At 68.4% G+C, this 12,785-nt stretch carries 15 protein-coding genes; 13 read left to right on the top strand and 2 right to left on the bottom strand.

All coding sequences use genetic code 11. The annotated features are described in order from the left end of the window. The first annotated feature begins 3 nt into the window (after positions 1-3). The 9 genes from map to truA all read left to right on the top strand — a co-directional run bounded on the left by map (position 4) and on the right by truA (position 5,975). The gene (map, locus tag OH809_RS17610; RefSeq protein WP_406421493.1) at positions 4-840 is read left to right on the top strand and encodes a type I methionyl aminopeptidase; all 837 of its coding nucleotides are present in this window, start codon (positions 4-6) and stop codon (positions 838-840) included. A 182-nt stretch (positions 841-1,022) separates the two neighbouring features. Continuing rightward, complete coding sequence (gene infA, locus OH809_RS17605) at positions 1,023-1,244, top strand: translation initiation factor IF-1 (protein ID WP_003956442.1); 222 nt, start codon at positions 1,023-1,025, stop codon at positions 1,242-1,244. Between the two features lie 60 nt (positions 1,245-1,304). After that, positions 1,305-1,418, top strand: a complete 114-nt coding sequence (gene rpmJ / locus OH809_RS17600) for a 50S ribosomal protein L36 (RefSeq protein ID WP_003956441.1) — start codon at positions 1,305-1,307, stop codon at positions 1,416-1,418. 198 nt (positions 1,419-1,616) lie between these two features. Next, entirely contained in the window at positions 1,617-1,997 is a 381-nt protein-coding gene (gene rpsM / locus OH809_RS17595) for a 30S ribosomal protein S13 (RefSeq protein ID WP_018519286.1), read from the top strand. Positions 1,998-2,102: 105 nt separating this feature from the next. After that, positions 2,103-2,507 carry a 30S ribosomal protein S11 gene (rpsK, locus tag OH809_RS17590; RefSeq protein WP_003956432.1) on the top strand — a complete coding sequence of 135 codons (405 nt, stop codon included), beginning with the start codon at positions 2,103-2,105 and terminating at the stop codon, positions 2,505-2,507. Positions 2,508-2,536: 29 nt separating this feature from the next. Then, positions 2,537-3,163 carry a 30S ribosomal protein S4 gene (gene rpsD, locus OH809_RS17585; protein WP_345514969.1) on the top strand — a complete coding sequence of 209 codons (627 nt, stop codon included), beginning with the start codon at positions 2,537-2,539 and terminating at the stop codon, positions 3,161-3,163. A gap of 109 nt (positions 3,164-3,272) precedes the next feature. Continuing rightward, the gene (locus OH809_RS17580; protein ID WP_024755423.1) at positions 3,273-4,295 is read left to right on the top strand and encodes a DNA-directed RNA polymerase subunit alpha; all 1,023 of its coding nucleotides are present in this window, start codon (positions 3,273-3,275) and stop codon (positions 4,293-4,295) included. Between the two features lie 213 nt (positions 4,296-4,508). Then, positions 4,509-5,033 carry a 50S ribosomal protein L17 gene (gene rplQ, locus OH809_RS17575; RefSeq protein ID WP_359106604.1) on the top strand — a complete coding sequence of 175 codons (525 nt, stop codon included), beginning with the start codon at positions 4,509-4,511 and terminating at the stop codon, positions 5,031-5,033. 87 nt (positions 5,034-5,120) lie between these two features. Beyond that, positions 5,121-5,975 (top strand): tRNA pseudouridine(38-40) synthase TruA, encoded by an 855-nt coding sequence (truA, locus tag OH809_RS17570; RefSeq protein ID WP_406421494.1) that lies wholly within the window; start codon positions 5,121-5,123, stop codon positions 5,973-5,975. A gap of 196 nt (positions 5,976-6,171) precedes the next feature. On the opposite strand, the gene OH809_RS17565 is transcribed toward truA, so the two are convergent. After that, positions 6,172-7,026, bottom strand: a complete 855-nt coding sequence (locus OH809_RS17565) for a hypothetical protein (RefSeq protein ID WP_406515309.1) — start codon at positions 7,024-7,026, stop codon at positions 6,172-6,174. A gap of 58 nt (positions 7,027-7,084) precedes the next feature. On the opposite strand from OH809_RS17565, the gene OH809_RS17560 reads away from it, so the two are divergent. The 4 genes from OH809_RS17560 (at position 7,085) to glmM (ending at position 11,706) form a co-directional block, all read left to right on the top strand. Further along, a complete protein-coding gene (locus tag OH809_RS17560) occupies positions 7,085-8,713 on the top strand; it encodes an ABC-F family ATP-binding cassette domain-containing protein (RefSeq protein ID WP_406421496.1) in 1,629 nt (542 codons plus the stop codon). Positions 8,714-9,105: 392 nt separating this feature from the next. Then, entirely contained in the window at positions 9,106-9,549 is a 444-nt protein-coding gene (rplM, locus tag OH809_RS17555; protein WP_037688030.1) for a 50S ribosomal protein L13, read from the top strand. A 44-nt stretch (positions 9,550-9,593) separates the two neighbouring features. Continuing rightward, positions 9,594-10,121, top strand: a complete 528-nt coding sequence (gene rpsI, locus OH809_RS17550; protein WP_037688031.1) for a 30S ribosomal protein S9 — start codon at positions 9,594-9,596, stop codon at positions 10,119-10,121. Between the two features lie 226 nt (positions 10,122-10,347). Beyond that, entirely contained in the window at positions 10,348-11,706 is a 1,359-nt protein-coding gene (glmM, locus tag OH809_RS17545) for a phosphoglucosamine mutase (RefSeq protein ID WP_406421497.1), read from the top strand. A 137-nt stretch (positions 11,707-11,843) separates the two neighbouring features. Here the strand turns inward: glmM and OH809_RS17540 are convergent, their stop codons facing one another. After that, positions 11,844-12,782, bottom strand: coding sequence for a DUF389 domain-containing protein (locus OH809_RS17540; protein ID WP_406421498.1), 939 nt, complete (start codon positions 12,780-12,782; stop codon positions 11,844-11,846). Positions 12,783-12,785 lie beyond the last annotated feature (3 nt).

The raw sequence follows: 12,785 nt of genomic DNA, 5'->3' as shown, positions 1-12,785 counted from the left end.
GCAATGGTGCAGATCAAGACCCCCGAGCAGATCGCGAAGATGCGTGAGGCGGGGCTGGTGGTCGCTGCCATCCACGCGGCCACCCGCGAGGCGGCGGTGCCCGGCGCCACCACCCACGACCTGGACCAGGTCGCACGCAAGGTGATCGCCGACCACGGTGCGAAGTCGAACTTCCTCGGGTACGGCGGGTTCCCCGCGACCATCTGCGCCTCGGTCAACGAGGTCGTCGTGCACGGCATCCCGGACGAGAAGACCGTCCTCAAGGACGGCGACATCATCTCCATCGACGCCGGCGCGATCGTGGACGGCTGGCACGGCGACGCGGCGTACACGGCGTTCGTCGGCACCGGTCACGCTCCGGAGCTCATCGAGCTGTCCCGGGTGACCGAGGAGTCCATGTGGGCCGGGATCGCGGCGATGAAGGTGAACAACCGCCTCGTCGACATCTCGAAGGCGATCGAGTCCTACATCCGCCGCCAGCCGCGTCCGGCCACCGGCAAGTACGGGATCATCGAGGACTACGGCGGCCACGGCATCGGCACCGAGATGCACATGGACCCGCACCTGCTGAACTACGTCGCGCGCAAGCGCGGCAAGGGCATCAAGCTGGTTCCCGGCGTCTGCCTGGCCATCGAGCCGATGGTCTCGCTCGGTACGCCGCAGACCGAGGTGCTCCAGGACAACTGGACGGTCATCACGACCGACGGCACCTGGTCCTCGCACTGGGAGCACTCGATCGCCCTGACCGAACAGGGCCCCCTGGTCCTGACGGCCCCCGACTGCGGCCGCGCGAAGCTGGCGGAGTACGGGATCCAGGCCGCGCCGGACCCGCTGGGCTGAGCGGGCCCCACCGGCCGGGAACGCGCCCCCGGGCAGGTCTAAGGATCTACTCCGATGGGCAAACTTGACGGATTCGTCTTTTGGGGTCCGCTGACGTAGACTGACTCGTCGGCTCTCGTGCATCCGTGTGTCCGCATACGGAGCGGAGAGTCGATCAAGGTAGCCGATTCGAAAGGCGAAGCGTGGCCAAGAAGCAAGGTGCCATCGAAATTGAGGGCACCGTGATCGAGTCCCTCCCGAACGCCATGTTCAAGGTGGAACTCCAGAACGGTCACAAGGTCCTCGCGCACATCAGCGGCAAGATGCGGATGCACTACATCCGCATCCTCCCGGATGACCGCGTCGTGGTGGAGCTGTCTCCGTACGACCTGACGCGTGGCCGGATCGTCTACCGATACAAGTAGATCTTGCCCACGCCCTGCTGCGGCGGGGTGGTGGCACTGACCCGGAGAACCTGACATCCCATGAAGGTCAAGCCGAGCGTCAAGAAGATCTGCGACAAGTGCAAGGTGATCCGCCGTCACGGTCGGGTCATGGTCATCTGCGACAACCTGCGCCACAAGCAGCGCCAGGGCTGACGCACGACCCCCTGCATCTCGCAGCACTTCGCGCGACGCACGTAATACGTACATACGCAGTGCCCGTCCAAGCTTCGGCTGACGACACCTCCGGCGGGGGCCGGGGACCCGGGCGTACCACCGCTTCCCTTTCGGGAGCGGTCGGCGGCCGGGAGTGGTACTGCGGAAGACCCCCGAAATAACAACTGGAGCCATTGAATGGCACGCGTTTCAGGTGTTGACATCCCGCGCGAAAAGCGCGTGGAGGTTGCCCTCACCTACGTCTTCGGTATCGGGCGCACCCGGTCCAAGGAGATCCTCGCCACCACGGGTGTGAACCCGAACACGCGCGTTCGCGACCTGGCCGAAGAGGACCTGGTCAAGATCCGCGAGTACGTGGACGCCAACCTCCGCACCGAGGGTGACCTCCGTCGCGAGATTCAGGCCGACATCCGCCGCAAGGTCGAGATCGGCTGCTACCAGGGTCTGCGTCACCGCCGCGGCCTGCCGGTCCACGGCCAGCGCACCAGCACGAACGCTCGTACCCGCAAGGGTCCGCGTCGCGCGATCGCCGGTAAGAAGAAGCCGGGCAAGAAGTAGTCCTCAGCGGACGCACTGCGGCAGTCCGGATCCCCGGGCCGTTGCAGCATCCAGCGGTCTTCGCTGTAGGACCGATCACCTCCCCTCTCCATCTGGAGTAAAGACATGCCCCCCAAGGGACGTCAGGGCGCAGCCAAGAAGGTGCGTCGCAAGGAAAAGAAGAACGTTGCTCACGGCCACGCGCACATCAAGAGCACGTTCAACAACACGATCGTTTCGATCACGGACCCCTCGGGCAACGTGATCTCCTGGGCCTCCGCCGGCCACGTCGGCTTCAAGGGCTCGCGCAAGTCCACCCCCTTCGCCGCGCAGATGGCCGCCGAGTCGGCCGCCCGCCGCGCGCAGGAGCACGGCATGCGCAAGGTTGACGTTTTCGTCAAGGGTCCGGGCTCCGGCCGCGAGACCGCGATCCGCTCCCTCCAGGCCACCGGCCTCGAGGTCGGTTCGATCCAGGACGTCACCCCCACTCCGCACAACGGATGCCGGCCGCCCAAGCGCCGTCGCGTCTGACGCACTGAAGCAACGGAGACAACTGGAAAATGGCGCGATACACCGGGGCCGACTGCAAGCGTTGCCGTCGGGAGAAGCAGAAGCTGTTCCTTAAGGGCAGCAAGTGCGAGAGCGCGAAGTGCCCGATCGAGATCCGTCCTTACCCCCCGGGTGAGCACGGACGCGGGCGCACCAAGGACAGCGAGTACCTTCTTCAGCTTCGTGAGAAGCAGAAGTGCTCGCGGATCTACGGTGTCCTTGAGAAGCAGTTCGTGAACTACTACAAGGAAGCGAACCAGAAGACCGGCAAGACCGGTGAGAACCTTCTGCGCATCCTTGAGACCCGCCTCGACAACGTGGTCTACCGGGCCGGCTTTGCCAAGTCCCGCGACCACGCCCGTCAGCTGGTGCGTCACGGACACATCGCCGTGAACGGCACGAAGACCGACATTCCGTCGGCCCGCGTCGCCGTGAACGACGTCATCGAGGTCCGCAAGAAGTCGAAGGCCCTGACCCCCTTCCAGGTGGCCCAGGCCGAGGCCGGCGAGCGCACCGTCCCGGCATGGCTCGAAGCCGTGCCGTCGACGCTGCGGATCCTCGTGCACTCCCTGCCCGAGCGCCAGGTGATCGACACCCAGGTGCAGGAGCAGCTGATCGTCGAGCTCTACTCCAAGTAGGAGAGCTCGCGGGTCCGGGCGGTACGGCTCTTTCGGGCCGTGCCGCCCGTACCCTTGTCAGTATCTGGGGGCGTCAAATAGTGGGCGCCCACGACTGAAGGACCACAGCATGCTTATCGCTCAGCGTCCGTCGCTGACCGAAGAGGTCGTCGACGAGTTCCGCTCCCGGTTCGTGATCGAGCCGCTGGAGCCGGGCTTCGGTTACACCCTCGGTAACTCTCTCCGCCGCACGCTCCTCTCCTCGATCCCCGGCGCTGCTGTCACCAGCATCCGGATCGACGGTGTCCTGCACGAGTTCACCACCGTGCCGGGCGTCAAGGAGGACGTCACCGACCTCATCCTCAACATCAAGCAGCTGGTCGTCTCCTCGGAGCACGACGAGCCGGTCGTGATGTACCTGCGCAAGCAGGGTCCCGGCCTGGTCACCGCTGCTGACATCGCCCCGCCGGCCGGTGTCGAGGTCCACAACCCGGACCTGGTCCTCGCCACGCTGAACGGCAAGGGCAAGCTGGAGATGGAGCTGACCGTCGAGCGCGGTCGCGGCTACGTCTCCGCCGTCCAGAACAAGCAGGCGGGCCAGGAGATCGGCCGTATCCCGGTCGACTCCATCTACTCGCCGGTGCTCAAGGTCACGTACAAGGTCGAGGCGACCCGTGTCGAGCAGCGCACCGACTTCGACAAGCTGATTGTCGACGTCGAGACCAAGCAGGCCATGCGTCCCCGGGACGCCATGGCGTCGGCCGGTAAGACTCTGGTCGAGCTGTTCGGTCTGGCCCGCGAGCTCAACATCGACGCCGAGGGCATCGACATGGGCCCGTCGCCGACGGACGCCGCGCTCGCTGCCGATCTGGCGCTGCCGATCGAGGAGCTGGAGCTCACGGTCCGCTCGTACAACTGCCTCAAGCGTGAGGGCATCCACTCCGTGGGTGAGCTCGTGGCGCGCTCGGAGGCCGACCTGCTCGACATTCGCAACTTCGGTGCGAAGTCGATCGACGAGGTCAAGGCGAAGCTGGCCGGTATGGGCCTGGCGCTCAAGGACAGCCCGCCCGGATTCGACCCGACCGCTGCCGCCGACGCCTTCGGCGCCGACGACGACGCGGACGCGGGCTTCGTCGAGACCGAGCAGTACTAGTACGCCTCCGGCCGGGGTGCCTGGGTTTCCGGGCGCCCCGGACCGGGTGAGGGCTTTGTCCTCAATTGCCGGACGGGCTTGATTTCGGCCGATGACTGACCTCATCGGCCGGGATGGTGTCCGGATGGCCCATGAACTTCCGTGGAGCGACCGCTTCACGGGAACTGACACCGGTACCTGATACGGCCGGTGCAGCACACAAGGAGAAACACCATGCCGCGTCCCGCAAAGGGTGCCCGTCTGGGCGGCAGCGCCGCGCACGAGCGTCTGCTTCTCGCGAACCTCGCGAAGTCGCTGTTCGAGCACGGCCGCATCACGACGACCGAGGCCAAGGCCCGCCGCCTGCGTCCGGTCGCCGAGCGTCTGATCACCAAGGCGAAGAAGGGCGACATCCACAACCGTCGCCTCGTTCTGCAGACGATCACGGACAAGAGCATCGTGCACACGCTCTTCACCGAGATCGCCCCGCGCTACGAGAACCGCCCCGGTGGTTACACGCGCATCACCAAGATCGGCAACCGTCGTGGCGACAACGCCCCGATGGCCGTCATCGAGCTGGTCGAGGCGCTGACCGTGGCGCAGCAGGCCACCGGTGAGGCCGAGGCCGCGACGAAGCGTGCGGTCAAGGAGGACTCCCTCAAGAAGGACGAGTCCGCCGAGGTCGTCGAGGACGCCAAGCCGGCCGAGGCCGACGCGCCCGCCGCGGAAGCGGCTGATGTGGAAGCCAAGGACGCCTGAGCGTTCTGAGACCACTGGACGGGCTCGCATCACCCTTCGGGGCGGTGCGGGCCCGTTCCGTATGTTCAGGCTTGAGAGGATCGTTGGGTGAGTGACGAAGTAGAGCCCGGTTTTGTACGGGTGCGGCTGGACCTGGCCTACGACGGCAAGGACTTCTCCGGCTGGGCGAAGCAGACGGCGCGGCGCACGGTGCAGGGGGAGATCGAGGACGCGCTGCGTACCGTGACGCGGTCCGAGCGGACGTACGACCTGACGGTCGCCGGGCGCACCGATGCCGGGGTGCATGCCCGAGGTCAGGTCGCGCATGTCGATCTGCCGGACGGGGTGTGGGCCGAGCACGGTGCGTTGCTGCTGCGTCGGATGGCCGGCCGGATGGCCCCCGATGTACGGATCTGGCGGGTGGCCGAGGCTCCGGCGGGGTTCAACGCGCGTTTCTCGGCGCTGTGGCGGCGGTACGCGTACCGGATCTCGGACCGGGCCGGCGGTGCGGATCCCCTGACTCGCGGTCATGTGCTCTGGCACGACCGCCCGTTGGACGTGGACGCGATGAACGCGGCTGCGGCCAGGATGGTCGGGGAGCACGATTTCGCCGCGTACTGCAGGAAGCGCGAGGGTGCGACGACCATCCGTACGCTGCAGAAGCTGAGTTGGGTACGGGACGAGGCGTCCGGAGTCATCACGGGGACCGTGCGGGCCGATGCCTTCTGCCACAACATGGTGCGCGCCCTGGTCGGCGCCATGCTGTTCGTGGGGGACGGACGCCGCCCCGACCCGTGGCCGGCCCAGGTGCTGGCGGCGGGGGTGCGGGACCCGGGGGTGCACGTGGTGCGGCCGCACGGGCTGACGCTGGAGGAAGTCGCCTACCCGGTCGACGAGTTGCTCGCCGCGCGCAACAAGGCGGCACGCAACATGCGGACGCTGCCTGGGGGCGGCTGCTGCTGAGGCGCGGTGCCGTCCGCAGCCTCCGGACCGTCTCGAGGCGCGCGTCGCCGCCGTTCCTCGGCCTCTCGGTGACGTTCCGGTGCGGCAACGCGCCCGAGTGGGGCCGGGGTGCGGCCGATGAGGGGGCGGGCCGTCCTGGTGAGGCGTGGCTGGTCGGCGAAGCCCGCGGCGGCCGCCACCGATTCCTGGGGCCGTGTCAGCTGGTGGGCGCGGTCGCCGCCGCCGAGGCCTGGACCTCGCCGCGGTGGCGGATCTGACGGAACGTGAAGTTCGTCAGGTCGTCGCCGACCGCGAATACGTTCTTGTCGGCCTTGGTTACGTTCTTACCGTTCGTGAAGCCCCCGATGGTGAAGTAGGCGTAGCGGCCGTACGAGTTGGCGGTGCGGCGGCAGATGGAACCGCCGCGGCAGAACGTCGGCACGCCCGCGCCGCTCAGCGACGCGAGACCGCCGGACGCCTGCTGCGCCGCCTTCTTGGCCTGCGCCTCCGTCTCGAAGACCGCGACGCCGACGGTGACGGCGACCCCCGCCCTGCTGTACGTGGCGCGGATGACCTGGTCGCAGCCGTTGTTCGTGAGGATCGGGCCGAGCGCGCCCTGGGTGGTCGCGGCGCAGTTCGTCGTGCGGTGCGTGGCGTCCTTGGCGTAGACGCGGTCGCCCATCGCCAGCTTCCTGCCGGGGTAGAAGGAGTCGATGGAGATCGGCGCCCTGTCCTTCTTCACATCGGATATGTAGTCCTTCGGGTCCGGCGGGGGCGGAGGCGCCACCGTGGAGAAGGACGGCTCGGGCTCCGCCGAGTCGGCCGGCAGATCGGCGGGTCCCGGCAACTGGCTCGCGTTCTTGCCCGAGCCGGTGGAGCCGCCGTTGTTGCTGGCCGAGATGACGGCTGTGGCGACGATCGCCGCTGTCGCGGCGGTGGCGAGGGCGCCGCCGCCGATCATCAGCCATTTCTTGCGACGGCTCCGCGCGGCGGATTCATCGGCCAGCGCTGCCCAGTCCGGAGTGTGATTGCCTCCGGGCCCCCAGGAGGGCCCCCCTTGCCCAAAGCTCATGCGGCGAATCCTAGAGGAGGCGTAAATCGGTTGGGTCAGGGCTTCGCGGACCGTGACAATGCTGTGCATGGGACATCTTGAAGCAGGCCATCTTGAGTACTACCTACCGGACGGACGGGTGCTGCTCGGCGATGCTTCGTTCCGGGTCGCGGACGGGGCCGTCGTCGCCCTCGTGGGGGCGAACGGCGCCGGGAAGACGACGCTGCTGCGGCTGCTGTCCGGGGAGATCCAGCCGCACGGCGGCACGGTGTCGGTGAGCGGCGGACTCGGGGTGATGCCGCAGTTCGTGGGCTCGGTGCGGGACGACCGTACGGTCCGGGACATCCTCGTCTCCGTCGCCCAGCCGCGCATCCGGGAGGCGGCGCAGGCCGTCGACAAGGCCGAGGAGCTGATCCTCACCGTCGACGACGAGGCCGCGCAGATGACGTACGCGCAGGCTCTCAGCGACTGGGCGGAGGCCCGCGGGTACGAGGCCGAGACCGTCTGGGACATGTGCACCATGGCCGCGCTCGGTGTCCCGTACGAGAAGGCGCAGTGGCGCGAGGTCCGCACGCTCAGTGGTGGTGAGCAGAAGCGGCTCGTGCTCGAAGCGCTGCTGCGCGGGCCCGACGAGGTGCTGCTGCTCGACGAGCCGGACAACTATCTCGACGTCCCCGGCAAGCGGTGGCTGGAGGGGAAGCTCAAGGAGACGCGGAAGACGGTGCTGTTCGTCTCGCACGACCGGGAACTGCTGTCCCGGGCCGCGGAGAAGATCGTCAGCGTGGAGCCCGGCCCGGCGGGCAGCGACGTGTGGGTGCACGGCGGCGGTTTCGACACGTACCACGAGGCCCGCAAGGACCGGTTCGCCCGGTTCGAGGAGCTGAAGCGGCGCTGGGACGAGAAGCACGCCCAGCTGAAGAAGCTGGTGCTCAGCCTCCGGCAGGCGGCGTCCATCAGCCACGAGCTGGCCTCGCGCTACCAGGCGGCGCAGACCCGGCTGCGGAAGTTCGAGGAGGCCGGGCCCCCGCCGGAGCCGCCGCGCGAGCAGGACATCAAGATGCGGCTGCGCGGTGGCCGGACCGGGGTGCGGGTGGTGACCTGCAAGGGGCTGGAGCTGACCGGGCTGATGAAGCCGTTCGACCTGGAGATCTACTACGGGGAACGGGTGGCCGTCCTCGGCTCGAACGGCTCGGGCAAGTCGCACTTCCTGCGGCTGCTGGCCGGGGAACCGGTCGCGCACACGGGGGAGTGGAAGCTCGGTGCGCGTGTCGTGCCCGGGCATTTCGCGCAGACGCACGCCCATCCGGAGCTGATGGGGCACACGCTCGTCGAGATCCTGTGGACGGAGCACGCGAAGGACCGGGGCGGGGCAATGTCCGTACTGCGCCGGTACGAACTGGAGCGGCAGGGCGACCAGCCCTTCGAGAAGCTGTCAGGCGGGCAGCAGGCACGGTTCCAGATCCTGCTGCTGGAGCTGGCGGGAACCACGGCGCTGCTGCTGGACGAGCCGACGGACAACCTGGACCTGGAGTCGGCGGAGGCGCTGCAGGACGGGCTCGAGGTGTACGACGGGACCGTGATGGCCGTCACGCACGACCGGTGGTTCGCGAAGTCCTTCGACCGGTACCTGGTGTTCGGGTCGGACGGGGTGGTGCGGGAGACGGCGGAGCCGGTGTGGGACGAGCGGCGGGTGGAGCGCGTGCGGTAAGGGGGTGAAGGGGCGGGTGTGTTGCGGGGGGGGGGGCTCCGCCCCCGGGCCCCCGCTCCTCGAACGCCGGAGGGGCTGGATTCGGCGCCCGGAGGGGCGGGTTTCGGCGGCCCGGAGGAGCTGGATCCGGCGCCTGTCCGGACACCGATCGGCGCCCTGACAGGCGGGGCCTGCGGCGCGTTTTGACCCGCGCGGGGGAGCGACGGTATTCTTCTGGTTTGTTATGCGTATTGGCTTGGTCGTTCTCACGCGAGGGGCCCTTACGCCGGTCCACCGGGCCGATGACCAGCGGCAGGCACTCGGGTTGCGTCCCCGTAGCGCCGCCAGGGCTGGTTCGATCGTCCGGGTGGCCTTGTCAGGACTCACTCACTGAAGAAGCGAAGGCTACGACCGTGCGTACGTACAGCCCCAAGCCCGGCGATGTGACGCGCCAGTGGCACATCATTGACGCGCAGGACATCGTCCTGGGTCGTCTGGCCACCACGGCTGCGAACCTCCTCCGAGGCAAGCACAAGGCGATTTACGCCCCCCACATGGACATGGGCGACTTCGTCATCATCATCAACGCCGAGAAGGTTCACCTCTCCGGCAACAAGAAGACCCAGAAGATGGCGTACCGCCACTCCGGGTTCCCGGGTGGTCTGCGCTCCGTGCGTTATGACGAGCTCCTCTCCAAGAACCCGGAGAAGGCTGTCGAGAAGGCCATCAAGGGCATGATCCCCAAGAACACCCTGGGCCGTCAGATGCTCTCGAAGCTCAAGGTCTACGCGGGCGACCAGCACCCGCACGCTGCGCAGCAGCCGGTCCCGTTCGAGATCACCCAGGTCGCGCAGTAGTTCCGGCCTCCCCCTAAGACGTAAAGAAAGATCTGAGGAGAATCGTGGCCGAGACCACTGTTGAGAACCCCATCGAGGGCACCGAGGGCGAAGAGGTCTTCGCCGAGGTGACCACCTTCGAATCCGAGGTTCCCGTCGAGGGCGAGTACACCAGCGAGTCGCTGGCGTCCCGCTTCGGCGAGCCGCAGCCTGCCGCCGGCCTTGGCCGTCGCAAGAACGCCATTGCCCGCGTCCGGATCGTTCCGGGCACCGGCAAGTGGAAGATCAACGGTCGCACCCTTGAGGACTACTTCCCCAACAAGGTGCACCAGCAGGAAGTCAACGAGCCCTTCAAGGTGCTCGAGCTCGACAACCGCTACGACGTCATCGCCCGCATCTCGGGTGGCGGTGTCTCGGGTCAGGCCGGCGCCCTGCGCCTCGGTGTCGCCCGTGCGCTGAACGAGGCGGACGTGGACAACAACCGCGCCCCGCTGAAGAAGGCCGGCTTCCTCTCCCGCGACGACCGTGCGGTCGAGCGCAAGAAGGCCGGTCTCAAGAAGGCCCGTAAGGCTCCGCAGTACAGCAAGCGCTAATCCCGCCTGCTCACCTGTTGTACACGTTCGCCCCGGAGGCACTCCCTGTGCCCCCGGGGCGTTCGTTTATTGGCACCCTCGGGCGTATAACGGCATCAGACGCTCATAGGCCCGCCGTGCTCGGCATGGCTCTTCATGTTGCCTTGCGTCGTTCTGGGTCATGCCTGCCTGTCATGACTTGTTTTGTTTTTGCAGTTCGGTTTCGGAGCATCTTCGGAGGACACCAGTGGGACGACTCTTCGGCACGGACGGTGTGCGCGGTGTCGCCAATGCGGACCTGACGGCCGAGCTCGCGCTCGGTCTCTCGGTCGCTGCGGCGCATGTGCTTGCCGAGGCGGGCACCTTTGAGGGGCATCGGCCGACCGCCGTGGTGGGACGCGACCCACGTGCGTCCGGAGAGTTCCTGGAGGCTGCCGTGGTGGCCGGTCTGGCGAGCGCGGGCGTGGACGTCCTGCGGGTCGGTGTGCTGCCCACCCCCGCGGTGGCGTACCTCACCGGCGTGCTGGGCGCCGACCTCGGCGTGATGCTCTCCGCCAGCCACAACGCCATGCCGGACAACGGTGTCAAGTTCTTCGCCCGCGGCGGTCACAAGCTCGCCGACGAGCTGGAGGACCGGATCGAGACGGTCTACGAGCAGCACCGCACCGGTGAGCCCTGGGCGCGTCCGACGGGCGCCGGGGTGGGCCGGGTCACCGATTACACCGAGGGCTTCGACCGGTACGTGGCCCACCTCGTCGCGGTCCTGCCGAACCGGCTCGACGGGCTGAAGGTCGTCCTCGACGAGGCGCACGGCGCGGCCGCCCGGGTCTCGCCCGAGGCATTCGCCCGGGCCGGCGCCGAGGTCGTCACCATCGGGGCCGATCCGAACGGCCTGAACATCAACGACGGCTGCGGCTCCACCCACCTGGACCTGCTGAAGGCCGCCGTCGTCGAGCACGGCGCCGACTTCGGCGTCGCGCACGACGGCGACGCCGACCGCTGCCTCGCCGTGGACGCCTCGGGCGAGGAGATCGACGGCGACCAGATCCTGGCCGTGCTGGCCCTCGCCATGCGCGAGGCCGGGCAGCTGCGCAAGGACACCGTGGTCGGCACGGTCATGTCCAATCTCGGCTTCAAGATCGCCATGGAGCGGGAGGGCATCCACCTCGTCCAGACCGCCGTCGGCGACCGGTACGTACTGGAGTCGATGAAGGCGGAGGGCTACGCGCTGGGCGGCGAGCAGTCCGGCCATGTCATCGTCCTCGACCACGCCACGACCGGTGACGGAACGCTGACCGGCCTGCTGCTGGCGGCCCGGGTCGTCGCCACCGGCCGTACGCTCGCCGACCTGGCCGGTGTCATGCAGCGGCTCCCGCAGATCCTGGTCAACGTCCGGGACGTCGACAAGTCCCGGGTCTCCACCTCCCCGGAGCTGGCCGCCGCGGTCGAGGAGGCCGAGCGCGAGCTGGGCGACACCGGGCGCGTACTGCTGCGTCAGTCGGGCACCGAGCCGCTGGTGCGGGTCATGGTCGAGGCGGCCGACATCGAGCAGGCGCGGTCGGTGGCCGGGCGGCTGGCCGACGTGGTGAAGTCCGCCCTGGGGTGACCTTCGCCGTACGAGGGTTTCGCCGTACGAGGGTGAGGTGCCGCCCGGTGTTCCTCCTGGAGGGGCGCCGGGCGGCGTCGTGTGCGGTTGGTGCCGGGCGACAGCCGAAGGACCGTCGCGGGCCCCGGACCGTCGCGTCAGGCAGCCCGGATCCGACGGCGGTGCATCGTCCACAGCGCCTTCTGGACCAGCAGTGTCAGCGTGCCCGCGAGCACGATCCCGCCGAGGTTCGCCATCAGCTGGCCCACCGAACCCCACGTCTGGGAAAGGTCCTGGTAGCTGAAGGCCACCGCCGCATTGGCGGCCGCGGGCACCGTCGTCACCGAGATCGCGACGCCGATCAGCGCCCCCGACTTCGCCGAGGTGAGGGAGAGCGTCCCGCCGATACCCGCCAGGAGCGCCACCACGAACGACATCCAGTCCGGCTGCCAGATGAACGCCGTATTGGGCCGCTTCGCCTCGATCATCGCCTCCGTGAACAGCCCGAGGCCGTTCATCATCCAGGCGAACCCGGCCGTCAGCACCATCGCTACGGCGAACCCGCCGACCAGCGCCCACAGCGACCGCCACACCAGCCGCGGGGCGCGCTGCACCAGCGCCGTGGAAATGCCGGCCAGTGGCCCGAACTCCGGGCCCACCGCCATCGCGCCCACGATCAGGATCGCGTTGTCCAGCATCACACCGCAGGCCGCGAGCATCGTGGCGATCGTGAGGAACGCCAGGTAGGTGACGCTGAACGTCGACTCCTCGTGGGTCACCTCCGCCAGTTCCTCCCACAGCACCGCGTCCGCGCCCTCGCCCGGCGCCTCCTCCTCGGCCCGGTCGGCATGCGCGGAGAGCGTCAGGTCCGTTTCCTCGACGCTGATCGAGCCGGACTCGTCGATGCCGAGCTCGCGCAGTGAGGCGATCAGCTCGTCGCCCGCCTCGCGCGCCACGTCGCACGTCACGACATCGCCCGCGGGGTCGAGGGCGACACCGGGCATGAGCACCAGATGCGTGGCGCCGACGGTGTGCTGCACGACGTGCACCACCTCGTCCGTGCGGTCGTGAGGGACGATCAGGCGCAGATGCAGCACGCG

Source organism: Streptomyces sp. NBC_00873, assembly GCF_045207415.1.
Lineage (GTDB): Bacteria > Actinomycetota > Actinomycetes > Streptomycetales > Streptomycetaceae > Streptomyces.
The sequence above is the reverse complement of the archived record's forward strand: the minus strand, read 5'-3'. Positions and strand labels throughout refer to the sequence as shown.

Bases quoted from the DNA above. Each gene is read 5' to 3' on its own strand.
- rplQ (WP_359106604.1), top strand. From the start codon at position 4,509: ATGCCGCGTCCCGCAAAGGGTGCCCGTCTGGGCGGCAGCGCCGCGCAC.
- rpmJ (WP_003956441.1), top strand. From the start codon at position 1,305: ATGAAGGTCAAGCCGAGCGTCAAGAAGATCTGCGACAAGTGCAAGGTG.
- rpsM (WP_018519286.1), top strand. From the start codon at position 1,617: ATGGCACGCGTTTCAGGTGTTGACATCCCGCGCGAAAAGCGCGTGGAG.
- rpsD (WP_345514969.1), top strand. From the start codon at position 2,537: ATGGCGCGATACACCGGGGCCGACTGCAAGCGTTGCCGTCGGGAGAAG.
- map (WP_406421493.1), top strand. From the start codon at position 4: ATGGTGCAGATCAAGACCCCCGAGCAGATCGCGAAGATGCGTGAGGCG.
- rpsK (WP_003956432.1), top strand. From the start codon at position 2,103: ATGCCCCCCAAGGGACGTCAGGGCGCAGCCAAGAAGGTGCGTCGCAAG.
- OH809_RS17565 (WP_406515309.1), bottom strand. From the start codon at position 7,026: ATGAGCTTTGGGCAAGGGGGGCCCTCCTGGGGGCCCGGAGGCAATCAC.
- OH809_RS17580 (WP_024755423.1), top strand. From the start codon at position 3,273: ATGCTTATCGCTCAGCGTCCGTCGCTGACCGAAGAGGTCGTCGACGAG.
- OH809_RS17560 (WP_406421496.1), top strand. From the start codon at position 7,085: ATGCTGTGCATGGGACATCTTGAAGCAGGCCATCTTGAGTACTACCTA.